The sequence below is a fragment of the Actinomycetes bacterium genome, assembly GCA_022599915.1.
Taxonomy (GTDB): domain Bacteria; phylum Actinomycetota; class Actinomycetes; order S36-B12.
This window is the reverse complement of sequence record JAHZLH010000004.1, coordinates 1-17,082: the sequence shown is the minus strand read 5'-3', so window position 1 is coordinate 17,082 and position 17,082 is coordinate 1. Positions and strand designations below refer to the sequence as shown.

The following is a 17,082-nucleotide window of genomic DNA, read 5'->3' as shown; positions in this document are numbered from 1 at the left end:
GCAGAGCGGTGTCCGCTAGCGTCGTAGCCGTCGGTGGCGCTATTCGGGTCATCGGGACGAGCGCCTACCAGTTCGCGTCCGACCTCGTGCTGTACCGATTCCGGCATGGTCGCGAGGATCTCTTCGTTGATCTCGCCCAGTTCTGGGTGCTGGCCGTCGTTGGCTTTCTGCGCAGCAAGGGTGTACGGGGCCTTGGCGAAGGCGTGATCGCGCAGGTTCATGATCATCAACTTCGGCGACAGCGGCTTTTCGGTGTTCCAGGCTGGGCATTGTGACTGGCAGCGACCGCACTCGGTGCAGGTCGACATATCGAGCAGGCCCTTCCAGGTGAAGTCCTCGATCCGGCCAGCACCGAAGGTGGCGGTGTCCGGCGGGTCCTCCAAGTTGATCCGCTCGCCATCGGAGTACATCGGTAGTAGCGGGCCAAGACCGTTCGGACGCCGAGAGGCACCGACATTGATCGGTGCGGTGAAGATGTGTAGGTGCTTGCTGTGCAGCACAAGCACTAGGAATCCGAGAATCACAGCGACGTGCAGCCACACCCCGATGACTTCTAGCCAGGCATTGGTCGTCGGTCCGAGCGGGGCGAGCAATGTAGCCACGTACTCCGAGATGAAACCACCGGACATACCGGCTGCCTCGGCATCGCCGGCATACTCTTCCAGGTTGATCTTCGCTGAGCGGTAGAGCACCAACGTCCAGATGACGTTGACGATCATGATGAGCACGAGCCACGCGCCCGAAGTGTGTGAGCCGTAGAAGCGGGACCAGCGACCTTGCTTAGCTGGCTGGTTGTTGGCACGAATGATCAAGAAGATAATCACGCCGATCAAAACCAGCAGGATGAACAGGTCCTCGAGGAACCGGATGACTGGCCAAGTTCCGATGAAGGGGAACGCAAAGCCGTGGATGAAGATTTCGAAGAAGGCCTCGATCACCGTGATGCCCAGGACGAGGAAGCCGATGAACACGAAGACGTGGGCGATCCCGGGAAGAGTCCACTTCAGCAGTTTCTTCTGCCCAAGTACCTCGACGGCTTCGACTTCGATAGTTGCCGGGACGCTAACTTCATTGTCGGGCATTTTGTTGCCTGACCTAATGAGATCCACCAAGAACTTGGCTCGGCGCAACGCGAAAGCCGCAGCGACCAAGATGATGGCCAGTCCAACTCCCCATCGCAGCGCATCGGGCGGCAAAAACTCTTCCATGCGTCCTCCAGACAGCGTTCCCCCGGAAAAATCTCTCCCAATACTACTGTCGAGTAACTTCCAGCCACCAACTGAAGTCCGCTCTTCGGCGTGTGACCTCGCGCACGCCAGCAAATCCAGCTTTTTGACCGATGAATCTGAGGTCTGGCGCGGCTAGTCCGTGACACGCTAATGCGGTGGCTACCGAATCTCCATTCCCTGGTAACGAACCGACTCCGGGACCGGGTGGGTGAAGGTCTGGAACCTGACGGCGGCCGCTCAGCATCCCGGTGAGCACGCGGCAGCCGACGCCTTGGTGGCTGGTCCGGGCTGGCGGCTGGAGCGGATCGTGTCGCAGGGACACACCGCACCGGCCCACCCCGCTGAGTGGTACGACCAAGACGAGGACGAGTGGGTTGTTGTCGTTACCGGGTCGGCCCGACTCACTGTCGCGGAAGATGGCACTACTACTGCGGACATCGAGTTGGGCCCAGGCGACGCGGTGTGGTTGCCAGCGCATTGCCGACACCGGGTGGCCTGGACTGATCCGGACACATCAACGGTGTGGCTGGCTCTCTTCCTAGACCCGCAGCCGGCGGGCAGGTGAGTGCACCGCACTAAGAGCCCCAGGCTTCTAATGCGGCACGGGCCACGACGTCGCCACTCTCCTGCACAAAATGTCCTTCCGGCAGTACTAGTGGTTCCGGACAGCCGTTGATGACCCCGCGCAGCGCGTTCATGACCGGAACTCCCAACACTGGGTCGTTCTCGCCGATGGCCATGAAGGTGGGTCCATTCCACTGCTGTGACCACCACTGGGCTGCCGCCCGGGAAACCTCGACGCCTGCCATCTCGCGGGTGATGGGCACCAACTGGGGGAATGTGCGCACCCCAGCCTGAAACTCTGGGCCTGGGAAAGGCGCGGCGTAGGCGGCGACTTCGGCCTCAGATAGTCCAGGAACAGCCCGGCTCATCAACTCACCCACGTTGAAATCTGGGTTGTTGGCGACATAATCGCGCCAGGCGATGAAGCCCGGACCTGGATCAGCTCCGACTCCAAGTCCGGTGTTCATGACCAGTAGTCGCCCTACCAAATCAGGCCGGTCAACTGGCAAAGTCAGTCCTAGCAGGCCACCCCAGTCCTGGACCGCCAACGTCACCTTGTGCAGTAGCAGTTTGTCGACTAGCGCCAGCAGGCTGCGGCGATGTGCGTCGAAGGTGTACCAAGCGTCCGCAACCGGCTTGTCACTGCGACCGAAGCCGAAGAAGTCCGGTGCCACCACCCGATAGCCGGCGTCCAGGAAGACCGGAATCATCTTCCGGTACAGGTAGGACCAGCTGGGCTCGCCGTGCAGACACAGCACAACGGGAGCGCTCACCGGACCCTCGTCAATCAATGCCATCCGCATCCCTTCGAAGCCGACGAGGTCCTCGATGTAGCGGGGTTGATAAGGGAAGTCCGGGAGGTCTCGAAAGCGGTCATCGGGGGTGCGCAGCACGTCATGACTCATGCCGCCAGTCTGTCACCAGAACAGTTGCGAAGGTCAACCATCGACCGCGGTGTCCGCGGTAGCTGCGCGAATCTGAAGCAAGCTGAACTAGAGCTAGCCGAACTAGTTGGTAGGTGCGCTCGGCTCGAGTTCGGACTCGTCGGCTGCAACCGCGGGAGGTGGCTCCTCGGCCTCCACCTTGATTTCGGGGAGGATCCGGCCCAGCCAAGTGGGTAGCCACCAGTTCGCCTTGCCGAAGCCAAACATCAGCGAGGGCACAATGATCAGTCGGACGATGAAAGCGTCGAAGAGTACCGCGGTGGCCAGCGCCAACCCGAAGAGTTTGATGGTGGAGTCGTCGCTGAGCACGAAAGCGCCAAAGACGCTGAACATGATGGCTGCAGCGATAGCGACGACGCGACCAGATGAGGCCAGGCCGCGGCGGATTGATTTGCGGTTGTCGCCGGTGAGCGCCCACTCCTCCTGCATCCGACTCACCAAGAAGACTTGATAGTCCATGGAGAGGCCAAACAGGATGGCGAAGACCATGATCGGCAGGAACGGAATGATGGGTCCGGTGCCGGTGACACCGAGGAAGTCAGCCAGCCAACCCCACTGGAAGACGGCCACGGTAACTCCCATGGCAGCCCCCAGGGACAACAGACTCGTCACCGCTCCGGTGAGTGGCACCAGGAGTGAGCGGAAGAGAATCACCAGGGCGACGAAACCAAGACCAATGACGACGGTGAGAAACAGCGGCAAGGCGTCGGTGAGCACGGTGGTGAAGTCGGACGTGATGGCCTGGGTGCCGCCCACGTAGGCCTGGGCCGGCAGTAGGTTTTCTGCATCGGGGATCACGAACAGCCGCAGTGAGTCCAGGAGTTGGGTAGTGGCCGGGTCCTGTGGCCCGGAAGCAGGAATGACTTGGACCGCGGCGACGGTCTGGTCGGGACTCATCGGGCCGGGAACAGCGGCAGCGACGCCGCCATTTTCGCTCATGAGTCCGGCGAACTCGATCGCGGTCACGTTGTCGCCAGCAGTTTCAGTTTCCAGCGCGACGATAAAGGGTCCGTTGAGGCCTGGCCCGAAACCCTCACTAATCAGGTCGTAGGCAGTCCGGGCACTGGATCCTTCGGGTTTGCCGCTGTCATCTGGGAAGCCGAGGCGTAGCGAGAACAGTGGGATGGCAATGACCAGCAGGACCAGCATGCCCAGGGCGCCCATCACCTTGTACTTCTTCTCTAGCCAACCGCCGTAGCGGGCGAACGGGCCACGTTCGGGATCGTAGGTCTTGGGTTTGCGAGCCCAGGGCATCTTGATCGCGAAGGCCTTGTGCCCGAGCAGGGAGAGAACGGCAGGAAGCAGGATCGTGGCACCGATCATCATGATCAGGACGGTAGCTGCAGCGGCGATTGACAGCCCGTAGAAGAATTCAATGCCAAGTACGAACAGTCCCAGCAAGGCGATGACAACGGTGACAGCAGCGAACACCACTGCTCGCCCGGCAGTGCGGACAGCCTCCGCTGCGGCGTCGCGGGGCTCGGAGCCGCTGTCCATTGCTTGTTTGTGTCGGTTGATGACAAAGAGGGCGTAGTCAATGCCGACCGCGAGTCCAATCATGGCGGCTAGTTGCGGGGCGAACTCGGCGACGTTGAAGACATTCGCGGTCAACAGCACGACTTGCTGTCCGATTGCGAGCGAAATGACGGCAGAAAGCACCGGCAGGATGGCGCCGATGAGTGAACCGAACGCCAGTAGCAGGATGAACAGCGCGACCAAAATGCCGATGCCTTCGCTGCTAGGTGGTTCTTGATTGGCGTATTCCAAGGCTGAACCGTTGGCGCCTACGGTGAGACCAGCGGTGTTATTTGCATCCTGAACTGCGGTCAGAACAGCGCTGGCATCACTTGCATTAACGCTGGTCTGGTCACCAGAGAAAATCACCGTTGCGTATCCAACCGTTCCGTTCTTGCTAATCCCCGCGGGGCCAATACCGGCCAGTACTTTTTTCTGCTTGCCGGAGGGATTCTGCAGTGCCTCGACTGCCTGGGCCTGTTCCTCCGCTCGGCTTTCTAGTTCTTTCGCCTTTTTCGGGTTCGTTTCGGCAACCTTTTGGACTTCTTTGGTGATTTCTGCCTGCTTTTTCTTCAACGATTCCTTGACGGATTGTTGGACCGAAGTAGCCAGTTCCTGTTGCTTCTTGGGGTCAGGGCAGGACTTGCCTTCGGGCGGGCCGTAGGGGCCGACGACACAGGCCACCCCGGGAACAGCTGCGGTTTCCTTGAGGGTTGCGGAAATCGTTTTAGTGACATCATCGTCGGTGGCTTTGCCCTGGTCTGGACTCCACACGATCTTGGCTGTGGCGGCGGTGAGCCCCTCGGAACTGGGGAGTTGCTCAAGGAGATCTTGTGCCTTGGCCGATTCGGTGTCAGGAAGTGAGAAGGAGTTATTGAACTGACCGCCGAAGTTGGCCGCCATGATGATGATGGCTGCCGCGAAACCGACCCAGGTCAGGATTGCGGTTTTGGGGTGATTAACTGCCCAGCGAGAAAGGGGTCCCATATACATCCGCTCCTGTTGTGGTTGCGACTACCACGGTACGGGGTGAGATTTTCGATGCAATTCGCTCGTCTGGTCCAGCCACGCTACGAAATCGACGGCCTAGTGGCGGTCTATTATCGCCCCATGTCAACGTCTCATCCCGGAGTGGACCGAGTGACCGCTGCGTTAGCGACGTTCGATCTGCAGCCGGAAGTCCGTTGGCTCGATGACGCCGCCACCACCGCGCGGGCCGCCGCTGATGCGCTCGGCATTGATGTGGGAGCGATTGCAAACTCACTAGTGTTCACCTTGGGGGAGCGGCCGGTGTTGGTCATGACGTCGGGTGCTCATCGAGTCGACACGGAATGGTTGGGGGAGCAACTAGGTGGGCAACTCGGCCGAGCCAGTGCCAGCGAGGTGCGGGCGGCAACTGGCCAGGCCATTGGTGGGGTTGCGCCCCTAGGCCACCCGCAATCCTTGGATACCTGGGTGGACGAGAAGTTGGCCGACTATCCGCAACTGTGGGCAGCGGCGGGGCATGCGCACACCGTCTTTCCCGTTACTTTCACCGATCTGGTGCGCGTCACCGGGGGAACCGTCACCGCTGTGACCCGGTAATGCCCGACGCCTGGGTGTCCTGGACCGCAACGGCACCTGCCAAGTCGCTACACCCCGAGGGCTGCTGTGATGCGGGCGAGTTTGTCGGGATCTGGTCGACCTCGCTGCATTTCGGTGATGGTGCCGTCACGCTCAACGACCAGCACCACGATGCTGCTGTCGCCCGCGACGCCAATCGATCCGAGGAAGTGGTCCACATCGGTGTAAACCGTCCAAGTGCGTGCGTTGATGTCCGGATCACCGATTCCCGAGGCCATGCCCCCGTCAATGAAACCTCGGGCAGGCGCCCAGCGACGCTTTAGCATCGGGATCTCGACTACTGCCTGTTCGACGTCTTGTGGCAGTCCGCGCGGCGTGGCTGCAACACCGACTTGCGCCAGTGGCGTGATCCACGCGTCGACATCGGCTTGGTGCCGTTGGTAGAACGCGACGATGACTGCCGTGCGTGCAGCGGGCAAATCCTGTGGGAGTTGGAACTGCTGCCCAGCCAACGATCGGACCTGCAGTGGGGGAAAGTTCATGCCGATCCGGAATCATCGGGCCGCCCCAGGGTGATGCGCAGGCCCACCCAACCGGGATCTGCAGGTTTGCCCAACAACTGCCGGGGGAATGCCTGCACTGCTTTCATCAACCCCAGTGCCCTGGCCTGCCAGCCGTACTTTTTGATCATCAAACTTCGCACCGTGTTAGTCGCTGAGTCCGGCAGAATCTCAGCCTCTCCTGGGTACTGATCACCTCGGATCTTGCCCCGGACGTCGCAGCTGGCTAACTCCACGGCAGGGTTATTGCGTAGCCGTTTGACCTTGCCTGATTCCGCGCCAGTAAAGACAAACAGGTCGTCGCCTTGGCGCATTACCCACACTGGCGTAGCCACGGCGGTGCCGTCCTTACGGAAGGTGGTCAAACTCAAGTAGTCACCGGCAGCCAAGATGTCGCTCGGATTCGATTCGGCGGCGGACTTCCCAGACATGCCAAGAGTCTACTTTCGCCGGCAAACACCCGCTGTGGGACGCTGAGATCGTCGACTTCCTAGTCTTTTCGAGCTATATGGCACAAAATATGAGTCGATCTGACTCAAATCTTCTGATTCTGGAATAGACAGATTGGCTCAGTGCGTTGCACTATATGAAGCGCCAGTAGGCCCAACGGTGGGCTTGTTGGCTCTCTGAGACTAGAAGGAGACAACTATGAGCCGACCAGTCGGCATTGACTTGGGCACGACCAACTCGGTTGTGGCCGTTCTTGAGGGTGGCGAACCCTCAGTAGTAGCCAACTCCGAGGGGCAGCGCACAACGCCCTCGGTGGTGGCATTCGCCAAAAACAACGAAGTTCTCGTGGGTGAGGTCGCCAAGCGACAGGCTGTGCAAAATGCTGACCGCACTATCCGGTCGGTCAAGCGCCACATGGGCACCAACTGGAAGATCGACATCGACGATCACGGCTATACCCCGCAGGAAATCAGCGCTCGGGTGTTGCAGAAGTTGAAGCGGGACGCGGAGTCCTATCTAGGTGAAACCGTTACCGATGCGGTGATTACGGTTCCTGCCTACTTCAACGATTCCCAACGGCAAGCCACCAAAGAGGCCGGAGAGATCGCAGGACTGAATGTGCTGCGCATCATCAACGAGCCGACCGCAGCGGCGCTGGCCTACGGTCTAGACAAGGGTGACAGCGAGCAGACCATCTTGGTCTTCGACCTCGGTGGCGGCACGTTCGACGTCTCGCTACTGGAGATCGGTGACGGCATTGTTGAGGTAAAAGCCACCAGCGGTGACAACCATCTCGGTGGTGATGACTGGGATCAAAAGGTCGTTGACTGGTTGGTCGAAGAGTTCAAGAACAAGAACGGTATCGACCTAACCAAAGACAAGATGGCGATGCAGCGGCTCCGTGAGGCAGCCGAAAAGGCCAAGGTGGAGCTGTCGTCCTCAACGACTACCAGTATCAACCTGCCCTACATCACCGTAGACGCGGAAAAGAACCCGCTATTCCTGGACGAAACGCTGACTCGGGCGCAGTTCGAGAAGCTGACGACAGATCTGCTCGATCGGACCAAGAAGCCGTTTCAGAACGTGCTCAAGGATGCCGGCGTATCGGTCAAAGAAATCGATCAGATTGTGCTGGTTGGTGGCTCGACTCGGATGCCCGCAGTAGTGGAGTTGGTGAAGAAGCTGGCAGACAGGGAGCCCAACAAGGGCGTCAACCCCGATGAGGTTGTGGCCGTTGGTGCTGCACTGCAGGCAGGCGTGCTCAAGGGCGAAGTACAAGATGTCTTGCTGCTGGACGTGACTCCGCTGTCCCTAGGTATTGAGACCAAGGGCGGGATCATGACCAAGCTCATCGAGCGGAACACCACGATTCCGACGAAGCGCTCGGAAACCTTCACGACGGCTGAGAATAACCAGCCGTCGGTGTTGATTCAGGTGTACCAGGGTGAGCGTGAGATGGCGGCCTTCAACAAACGACTGGGAACCTTTGAGCTGACCGGGTTGCCCCCGGCGCCGCAGGGTGTGCCGCAGATCGAGGTCACTTTCGATATCGACGCCAACGGCATCGTGCATGTATCCGCTAAAGACACTGCTACCAGCAAGGAGCAGTCGATGACCATCACCGGTGGTTCGGCGCTGTCGGAAGAGGAAATCAACCGGATGACCACGGATGCCGAGGAGCACGCCGAGGAGGATCGCCAGCGTCGCGAAGAGGCGGAGACCCGTAACTCTGCCGAGACGTTGGTGCACCAGAGCGAGAAGTTCCTGGGTGAGAACGCGGACAAGATTCCCGAGGATGCCAAGGCCAACGTAGAAGAGCCACTGGAAGAGCTGAAGAAGGCGCTACAGGGTACTGACATCGAGGAGATCAAAATCGCGATGGAGAAGGTCGGCACTGCGACCTCGGCTCTCGGCGCTTCTATGTATGCGCAGGCCCAAGCCGAACAGCAGGAAGCTGGCGGTGAGGCAGGTGCCGATGGTGATGAGGACATCGTCGAAGCCGAGATCATCGATGAGGATGAAGACAAGTGACCCAGCATCCCTGGACCCCCGGGGGGGAGTCGTTGACTCCCCCCTCCGGGGACCCGGATAACGACGAACAGATCCGCGTCCGCGATCGACGCAAAGTAGATCCGGAGACCTACGAAGCTCGACCGCAGCCGGAGCAACCCGAGCAGCCAGCGCCGCAGCCGAAGGAATCGGCCAGTGCTCCGGCCGCCCCGACGGATTCGCAGGAGCCAGCAGCGGACACTGCAACCAGCGATGCTGAACAGCGGGTTGAGGAACTCACGCTTGACCTGCAGCGGCTGAGCGCGGAGTTTGCCAACTATCGCAAGCGAGTGGACCGGGACCGAGAGTTGAATCGGGATCGGGCGATTGCTGAGGTCGTTGCTGACTTGCTGCCCGTGCTCGACGACATTGATCGGGCCCGTAGCCACGGGGAGTTAGACGCCGGGTTCAAAGCTGTCGCGGAGGCGATCGAAAGTATGGCGGCCAACTACGGTCTTGTTCGCTTCGGCGCCGAAGGAGAAGAATTCGATCCGCACGTGCACGAAGCCATGACCTCAATGAACAGCGCCGAGGTTGCCCAACCAACTGTCACCGCGGTGTACCAAATCGGTTACCGCCTCAAGGACCAGGTTCTGCGCGCGGCGCGTGTTGCGGTCACGAACCCGGAATGATGCGACTACATGAACGAACTACGACACCAGCGCAAGGAGGTGTGACATGGCCGTCTCGCCGGAATGGCTAGAAAAGGACTTCTACAAAGCCCTCGGTGTAGAGAAAACCGCCAGCCAATCGGAGATCAAAAAGGCGTACCGAAAGTTAGCGCAAGATCTACATCCGGATAAGAACCCCGACAATCCCAGGGCCGAAGAGCGATTCAAAGGTGTGTCCGAGGCCTACGCGGTGCTGTCGGACACCAAGAAGCGCAAGGAGTACGACGAGGCTCGCACGCTGTACGACCGGGGTGGCAAGTTTGGCTTCCCGGGCGGGGGCGGCTTCAGTGACATCTTTAGTGGGGGCGGCGGCGAAGGCGACGGCGTCAATCTAGGCGACCTACTGGGTGGATTGTTCAATCGCGGTGGTGGCCAACCTGGTGGTGGCCGCACCCGGAGAGCGCGTCGGGGAGCAGATGTGGAGTCGGAGGTGTCGATCTCCTTCGATGACTCGCTGCATGGTGTGACGCTGCCGCTGCAGCTCACTGGCGAAGCCCCGTGCGCGGTCTGCCACGGCACTGGGGCCAAGAGCGGCACCGTGCCGCGCGTATGCCCTAGCTGTGACGGGTCCGGCAATATAGCCCGCAACGCGGGTGGCTTCGCCTTTACCGAGCCTTGCCCGGAATGTCGAGGTCGAGGACTCGTTGTCGACGACCCCTGCAGCACCTGTCGCGGTTCGGGTCGCGGGACGTCCACTCGCACTGTTCAGACGCGGATTCCCTCGGGAGTGAAAGACGGCCAGCGAATTCGAATCGCAGGGAAGGGTGCACCAGGTGAGGCAGGTGGCCCGCCTGGTGACCTCTACGTCGTGGTGAACGTGCTGCCGCATCCAGTCTTTGGCCGATCCGGGGACAACGTCACCGTTTCGGTGCCAGTGACCTTCCCGGAAGCGGTGCTAGGCGCGCAGATCAAGGTTCCGGTACCTGGCGGCAAGACCGTCACTCTGAAGATTCCTGCTGGTACGACCAACGGTCGCACCTTCAGGGTTCGTGGAAAGGGCGCTCGGCGACGAGACGGCACCAACGGTGATGTGCTGGCGACGGCTGAGGTGCAGGTGCCCAGCGGTTTGGCCGAAGACGCGCGACAGGCGCTGGAGTCCTATGCCGAGACCGCGGCAGAGGGAGACCCCCGCGCCGAACTTATGCGTAATGCCGGCGTCGTGGGTGGCGGTGCATGATGGCGGCGGCAGCAGGGGGTCCGGTTCCTGCATCCGCCCGCCACAGTGAGGACCAACCGGTCTACGTGATTTCGGTGGCCGCGTCCTTGGCGGAGTTACATCCGCAAACCTTGCGGCAGTACGACCGACTCGGTCTCGTCACGCCGGCTCGAGTGAACGGCCGCAATCGGCTGTATTCAATGCGGGACATCAGGATGCTGCGGCGCGTTCAGGCGCTCGGCGACGCGGGCATCAATCTCACCGGGATTATGCGGATTCTCGAGCTTGAGGACGAGGTGGCGATGTTACGGGACCGCATTGATGACCTAACCAGTGATCAGCATTCCCGAGCGCTGGTGCTGGCCCGACCGCGGCGGCGCCGGTCGCGCTAGCGCTCAACACAACGAAGTTTGAGAGGAGATTTTCATGGATTTGAAGTTCACAACAAAGAGCCAAGAAGCCATCAGCGCAGCGGTTCAGGAGGCAGCCAGTCAAGGCAATGCCCACGTTGAGCCAGCCCATCTGCTGGCTGCCCTGTTGGCGCAGGGTGACGGTATCGCGCTTGCGTTGCTCGAGAGCGTAGGCGTTGACCTGCAAGGTCTTGCTGCGGCAATTGAAGAACAGTTGCGCTCATTGCCGAGTGCAACCGGCTCGTCAGTGTCCGCACCCCAGTTGGGCAACGAGGCCTATCGAGTACTGAATGACGCTCAGGCCGTAGCCACAGATCGCGGAGACGAGTTCATCTCGACCGAGCACATCTTGATTGCCCTGGCGAAGTCCGACGCGGAGGGTGAACTGCTGTCCTCGCGCGGAGCAGATGCGGTGACGCTGCTGGACGCCTTGGATAGCGTGCGCGGTGCCAGTCGGGTGACCAACGCCGATCCGGAGTCGTCATTTCAGGCATTGGAGAAGTACGGTCAAGATCTGACCGCCCTCGCCCGCGAAGGCAAGATCGATCCAGTGATCGGCCGGGATGCCGAGATCCGCCGAGTCGTACAGGTGCTGTCCCGGCGGACCAAGAACAACCCGGTCTTGATCGGTGAACCTGGTGTTGGCAAGACCGCCGTAGTGGAGGGACTGGCGCAGCGCATTGTTGCTGGTGACGTGCCGGATTCGTTGCGCGGCAAGATGTTGATTGCGCTGGACCTCGGAGCGATGGTGGCAGGAGCCAAATACCGCGGCGAGTTCGAAGAGCGGCTCAAGGCGGTGCTGGAGGAGATCAAAGATTCCGACGGACAGATCGTCACCTTCATCGACGAGTTGCACACTGTCGTCGGGGCTGGGGCCACCGGCGACTCGGCGATGGATGCCGGCAACATGCTCAAGCCCATGCTGGCTCGCGGTGAGTTACGTATGGTGGGCGCGACCACCCTCGATGAGTACCGGGAAAACATCGAGAAGGACCCAGCGCTGGAGCGTCGCTTCCAGCAAGTTCTCGTTGACGAGCCCAGTGTGGAAGACACCATAGGAATTTTGCGCGGCATCAAGGAAAAGTACGAAGCCCACCACAAGGTAGCGATTGCCGATCGGGCGCTAGTCGCGGCAGCGACCCTGTCCGATCGGTACATCACGTCGCGCTTCCTGCCAGACAAAGCCATCGATCTGGTTGACGAATCTGCCTCCCGACTGCGGATGGAGATCGATTCCTCGCCAGAGGAGATCGACCAACTGCAGCGAGCCGTCGACCGGCTGCGAATGGAGGAGTTGGCGCTGGCCAACGAGAACGATGACGCGTCCGTGGAACGGTTGGCAAAACTCAAAGCTGATCTGGCCGACAAAGAAGAAGAACTGCGGGGGCTGCGCTCCCGTTGGGATCAGGAGAAGCAAAGCCTGGACCTTATCGGTGAGTTGAAGATTCGCATTGACGAACTACGAAGCGTTGCTGAGCGCGCCGAGCGCGATGGTGATTTCGAGCAGGCGTCTCGCGTCCTTTACGGCGAAATTCCGGCACTGGAAGCCAACTTGGAGGAGGCGGTGGCGAACAACGATGATCGCGCTGACGCCATGGTCGCTGAGCAGGTCACTGCCGACGACATCGCTGAGGTAGTCGCCGCGTGGACCGGTATCCCAGCGGGCAGGCTCATGGAAGGGGAAACCCAGAAGCTTCTTCGCATGGAGGAGGTGCTGGATGAGCGGGTGATCGGACAGCCGGAGGCCGTCCGTGCCGTGTCGGATGCGGTACGCCGCAGCCGGGCCGGCATTGCTGACCCTAATCGACCCACCGGGTCATTCCTATTCTTGGGGCCGACCGGTGTCGGTAAGACCGAACTAGCCAAGACGCTGGCGGAGTTCTTGTTCGATGACGAGCGGGCGATGACTCGCATCGACATGAGTGAGTACGGCGAGAAGCATTCCGTGGCACGGTTGGTTGGTGCCCCTCCCGGCTACGTGGGCTACGAAGAGGGGGGTCAACTCACTGAGGCAGTCCGGCGCCGTCCCTACACGGTCGTGCTGCTGGACGAAGTGGAAAAGGCCCACCCCGAGGTTTTCGACATCTTGCTGCAGGTGCTGGATGACGGGCGGTTGACCGACGGTCAAGGCCGGACGGTGGACTTCCGCAATACGATCCTGATCCTGACTTCGAACCTGGGTTCGCAGTACTTGGTGGATCAGAGCGTGGACTTCGAGAAGCGTCGCGAAATGGTGATGGACGTGGTGCGGTCCTCGTTTAAGCCGGAGTTCTTGAACCGGCTAGATGAGATCGTTATGTTCAACCCACTCGATACGGCGGATCTGAGCCGGATTGTTTCGATTCAGTTGGACCAGTTGGAGCAACGATTGGCTGATCGCCGATTGACGCTGGAGGTTTCTCAGGCCGCGAAGGACTGGCTGGCCATGAACGGATTCGACCCGGCCTACGGCGCCCGACCCCTGCGTCGGTTGGTGCAGTCCGCGGTTGGCGATCAACTCGCTCGGGCGATTCTCTCCGGAGAAATCCACGATGGTGACACGGTCGCGGTCGGCGTTGCCGACGAGTCGCTAGACAGCCTGACCGTTCAACGCGCCTAGATCGGTGGGGGTTCGCCGAGTGAATATTTGGCGAACCCCCACCGACGGCTCGGCTCCCCGCTAGGTTCCGGTGAACGTCAGGGGTAGCCTCCCGTTGATGAGCACCGAAACACGTTCTAGCGGTATCCCACGTCGACTCTTCTCCGAGGCGCTCGGTACTGCGATCCTGGTGGCGGCCATCGTCGGGTCGGCCATCATGGGAGCGAATCTCACCGACGATGCCGGGCTAACTTTGCTGATCAACATGGTCAGCACTGTGCTCGCGCTCGGTGTCCTGATCTGGATCCTCGGGCCAGTCTCTGGCGCCCATTTCAATCCCGCGGTCACCACCGTCGCGGCAATTCGACGTGAAGTGCCGGTGGGTGAATCAGTTCTCTACGTCATCTGCCAAATCGGTGGTGGTTTGCTGGGGGTGGCGCTAGCCAATGTGATGTTTGACCTGCCCGCCTGGCACACCAGCGACAAGACGCGCGCTGAGCCCGATCTCCTTCTGGGCGAACTCGTGGCCACCGCCGGGCTGTTGCTCGTCATTGGTGCATTGACCAGGACCGGCAACGGGCGGCTCGGTCCGTTGTTGGTGCCAGCGTGGATTGGTGCGGCCATGTTCTTCGCATCTTCGACCTCATTCGCCAACCCTGCTGTGACGATCTCGCGGGCTTTCACGGACACCTTCTCCGGTGTCGATCCGGCATCGGTCGTTCCCATGATCGTGGCGCAGTTGATCGGCGCTGGGATCGGTGCCCTGATCACCGAGGTGCTGTACCCCCGCAAGGGCGTCCCCGAACCGCTGGATCTACCAGCACCGGTTCATGACACGGAGCAAATCGCTGCCCAGCGAGATGAAGGAGAACGATGATCGAGAAACCCAGCGTGTTGTTTGTTTGCGTGCATAACGCTGGCCGCTCTCAGATGGCGGCGGCATACCTGGCGCACTTGGGTGCAGGCCGGATCGAGGTGCGATCAGCTGGATCTGCCCCCGGGGATGCAGTGAACCCGGCGGCAGTTGCGGCCATGGCGGAGGAGGGCATCGATATGAGTGCTGCCCAGCCCAAGGTGCTCACTACAGAAGCGGTGCAGGCCAGTGACGTAGTGATCACTATGGGCTGCGGCGACGCTTGCCCGATCTTCCCAGGCAAGCGATACGAGGACTGGAAGCTCGACGATCCCGCAGGTAAAGGGGTGGAGTCGGTTCGACCGATCCGTGATGAGATTCGGGTGCGGGTTCAGCAGTTGGTCGATGAGCTAGTGGGCCCTGCGACCTGACCTACGGTTTCGGCATCAGCCACACTGGTCGAGAAGGAAGGCTAGTGGCGAAAATTCATAACGGTAGGTATCGATCCAGCATTGATGGTGACTTCGTCGTGTTTCTTATCGGGGCCCGGCTAAATCGGTTTCGTGCACTCAACCGGATGCGCCGAATCGGCAAACAGATGCAGTTGATGCAAAAGACGCTGCGAGATCATCCCGAGTTGGGTTGTATGCACACAGAGAGTTGGGTAGGTCGGACCACGCTATCGGTCCAGTACTGGCGCGACTTCGACAGTTTGGAACGATTCGCCCGAAGCCCAGAGTTACCGCACCTGGAACCATGGCGAGAGTTCAATCGGTTAGTCCGCGACTCTGGCGATATTGGTATCTGGCACGAGACCTATCTCGTTCCGGCCGGCTCCTATGAGGCGGTGTATGGCAACATGCCCAGATTTGGGTTAGCGGTGGCTGCTGACCACCATCCAGCTGACAAGCGATCAACGGCGGCGCGGCGACTCGGCAATGAGACGGCCGCGGACGCGCCAGTCGAGGCGTATTAGGCTGCTGAAGTTTCCCATCTTCAACCGCAAGGCCGCGTCGTTGAGGATGTTGTTCAGACGTGTGCAGGCAGTTACCTGATCGAACCGAGCGTCCCGATCGTTGTTGACGTTGCGACAGCGATCCAGCGTTGCCGTTAGCTACGAGTGACTAGCGGTTGTCTAGTGCGGTGCGCAGCCGCTGGGCTGCCTCACTGAGTTGGCTGGGTTGCTTGCAGAATGCCCAGCGCACGTAGGGGGCGGCCTCGTCGGGGTGGTCACTCAACGCGGCGTGTGGGATAGCCACCACGCCAGCGTGTTCTGGAATCCACTCACAAAACTCTCGGCCATCGGCAAACCCCAACGCGCGTACGTCAGTCGTAAGGAAGTAGGTGCCTTGGGTGGGGATGATGCCGAACCCGAGCTCCGCCAGATCATTGGTGAGTTGATCCCGCTGCGCGGCCAGACCGTAGCGGAACTGTTCGTAGTAGTCGTCAGGAAGTTGCAGTGCTTCAGCGATGGCCCACTGAAACGGTCCACTGGAGACGTACGACAGGTGCTGGCGCACTACTCGCACTGCCGCGATCAACTCGGCGGGTCCGACCGCCCAGCCCACCTTCCAACCAGTGAAAGAAAACGACTTTCCCGCCGACCCGATCGTGACAGTTCGTTCCCGCATGCCCGGGAAGGTGGCAATCGGAATGTGCGGATGGCCGTCGAACCACAAGTGCTCGTAGGCCTCATCTGCCAGCACGATCAGATTATGTTCAATGGCGATTTCAGTAATCCACCGTAGTTCATCTTCGGTGAAGACGACTCCGGTCGGGTTATGCGGTGAGTTGAGGATCAGCATCCGAGTCCGGTCCGTGATTGCCGCAGTGAACGCCGTTAGGTCAGGGCGCAGTTCTGGACCCGTCAGTGGTACACAACGCCGTGTTGCACCTGCCAGCGACACCACCGCGGTGTAGACATCGAAGTAGGGGTCGAACATCAATACTTCATCGCCTGGCTCGACTAGTGCCATCACCGTGGCGCCGATGGCTTCTGAGGCGCCAGTGGTAACACAAATTTCGCTGCCCCAGTCCGGGGTCAAGCCGTAGAAGCGTTGCTGATGCGCGGCGATTTGGTGTCGCAGTTCCGGCAGGCCGTGGGCCGGCGGGTACTGGTTGCCGTGGCCCGCTGCGATCGCACGAATGGCCGCCTGTTTGATCTGCTCTGGCCCGTCCTGATCGGGGAAACCTTGGCCGAGGTTGATGGCACCTAGCCGGGCGGCCTTAGCCGACATATCCCCAAAGATAGTTTTCTCGTGTGGCTGCATGCGCTGCACCAAGCGATCCGGCATATCACTATCGTGCCGCATTCGAGTGTCGAATCGTTGGGCTATTGCCGGTGGCCTTGACGCGGTTGCGTCAAGGCGCTCGCAGTTCGGCCAATTCGGCTCGCCGCTCTTCGGTGAAGTACTCGTCGTAGCGTCGCTTAGCATCCGAGCCGAAAAGCAGTTCGCAGGCTTCGTGGATACCTTCGGCATCCTCGACTTGATCGTTGCCGATCACCAGCGCGATTTTGGATCGGCGGCGCATGAAGTCGT

The 17,082-nt window shown here is 60.5% G+C and carries 16 protein-coding genes; 10 read left to right on the top strand and 6 right to left on the bottom strand.

The window, feature by feature from the left end:
• Positions 1-1,208 (bottom strand): hypothetical protein (locus K0U62_01075; protein MCH9800107.1); only part of this gene is annotated, 1,208 nt, incomplete at its 3' end.
• A gap of 229 nt (positions 1,209-1,437) precedes the next feature.
• Here K0U62_01075 and K0U62_01070 point away from each other — a divergent pair.
• Positions 1,438-1,794: a cupin domain-containing protein gene (locus K0U62_01070; GenBank protein ID MCH9800106.1), complete on the top strand. Its 357-nt coding sequence runs from the start codon at positions 1,438-1,440 to the stop codon at positions 1,792-1,794.
• Positions 1,795-1,804: 10 nt separating this feature from the next.
• On the opposite strand, the gene K0U62_01065 is transcribed toward K0U62_01070, so the two are convergent.
• Together K0U62_01065 and K0U62_01060 are read right to left on the bottom strand one after the other, a co-directional pair.
• Positions 1,805-2,698 (bottom strand): alpha/beta fold hydrolase, encoded by an 894-nt coding sequence (locus K0U62_01065; GenBank protein ID MCH9800105.1) that lies wholly within the window; start codon positions 2,696-2,698, stop codon positions 1,805-1,807.
• A 102-nt stretch (positions 2,699-2,800) separates the two neighbouring features.
• Positions 2,801-5,239: an MMPL family transporter gene (locus K0U62_01060; GenBank protein MCH9800104.1), complete on the bottom strand. Its 2,439-nt coding sequence runs from the start codon at positions 5,237-5,239 to the stop codon at positions 2,801-2,803.
• Positions 5,240-5,362: 123 nt separating this feature from the next.
• On the opposite strand from K0U62_01060, the gene K0U62_01055 reads away from it, so the two are divergent.
• The gene (locus K0U62_01055) at positions 5,363-5,836 is read left to right on the top strand and encodes a YbaK/EbsC family protein (protein ID MCH9800103.1); all 474 of its coding nucleotides are present in this window, start codon (positions 5,363-5,365) and stop codon (positions 5,834-5,836) included.
• Between the two features lie 47 nt (positions 5,837-5,883).
• Here the strand turns inward: K0U62_01055 and K0U62_01050 are convergent, their stop codons facing one another.
• Both K0U62_01050 and K0U62_01045 read right to left on the bottom strand, forming a co-directional pair.
• Positions 5,884-6,357 (bottom strand): hypothetical protein, encoded by a 474-nt coding sequence (locus tag K0U62_01050; GenBank protein ID MCH9800102.1) that lies wholly within the window; start codon positions 6,355-6,357, stop codon positions 5,884-5,886.
• On the bottom strand, positions 6,354-6,806 hold the full coding sequence (locus tag K0U62_01045) for a PPOX class F420-dependent oxidoreductase (GenBank protein ID MCH9800101.1): 453 nt from the start codon (positions 6,804-6,806) through the stop codon (positions 6,354-6,356). The genes K0U62_01050 and K0U62_01045 overlap by 4 nt, the downstream gene beginning before the upstream one ends.
• 217 nt (positions 6,807-7,023) lie before the next feature.
• Here K0U62_01045 and dnaK point away from each other — a divergent pair, with 217 nt between their 5' ends.
• The 8 genes from dnaK to K0U62_01005 all read left to right on the top strand — a co-directional run bounded on the left by dnaK (position 7,024) and on the right by K0U62_01005 (position 15,518).
• Positions 7,024-8,856, top strand: coding sequence for a molecular chaperone DnaK (gene dnaK / locus K0U62_01040; protein MCH9800100.1), 1,833 nt, complete (start codon positions 7,024-7,026; stop codon positions 8,854-8,856).
• On the top strand, positions 8,853-9,506 hold the full coding sequence (grpE, locus tag K0U62_01035) for a nucleotide exchange factor GrpE (GenBank protein ID MCH9800099.1): 654 nt from the start codon (positions 8,853-8,855) through the stop codon (positions 9,504-9,506). The genes dnaK and grpE overlap by 4 nt, the downstream gene beginning before the upstream one ends.
• 46 nt (positions 9,507-9,552) lie before the next feature.
• On the top strand, positions 9,553-10,722 hold the full coding sequence (gene dnaJ / locus K0U62_01030) for a molecular chaperone DnaJ (GenBank protein ID MCH9800098.1): 1,170 nt from the start codon (positions 9,553-9,555) through the stop codon (positions 10,720-10,722).
• A complete protein-coding gene (locus K0U62_01025) occupies positions 10,722-11,093 on the top strand; it encodes a MerR family transcriptional regulator (protein MCH9800097.1) in 372 nt (123 codons plus the stop codon). Before dnaJ ends, K0U62_01025 begins: the two co-directional genes overlap by 1 nt.
• A 34-nt stretch (positions 11,094-11,127) precedes the next feature.
• Complete coding sequence (gene clpB / locus K0U62_01020) at positions 11,128-13,710, top strand: ATP-dependent chaperone ClpB (protein MCH9800096.1); 2,583 nt, start codon at positions 11,128-11,130, stop codon at positions 13,708-13,710.
• 97 nt (positions 13,711-13,807) lie between these two features.
• A complete protein-coding gene (locus K0U62_01015; GenBank protein ID MCH9800095.1) occupies positions 13,808-14,566 on the top strand; it encodes an aquaporin family protein in 759 nt (252 codons plus the stop codon).
• Entirely contained in the window at positions 14,563-14,973 is a 411-nt protein-coding gene (locus K0U62_01010) for an arsenate reductase ArsC (GenBank protein ID MCH9800094.1), read from the top strand. The genes K0U62_01015 and K0U62_01010 overlap by 4 nt, the downstream gene beginning before the upstream one ends.
• Before the next feature lie 44 nt (positions 14,974-15,017).
• Entirely contained in the window at positions 15,018-15,518 is a 501-nt protein-coding gene (locus K0U62_01005; protein MCH9800093.1) for a DUF4188 domain-containing protein, read from the top strand.
• Between the two features lie 148 nt (positions 15,519-15,666).
• Here the strand turns inward: K0U62_01005 and K0U62_01000 are convergent, their stop codons facing one another.
• Entirely contained in the window at positions 15,667-16,836 is a 1,170-nt protein-coding gene (locus tag K0U62_01000) for an aminotransferase class I/II-fold pyridoxal phosphate-dependent enzyme (protein ID MCH9800092.1), read from the bottom strand.
• Positions 16,837-17,082 lie beyond the last annotated feature (246 nt).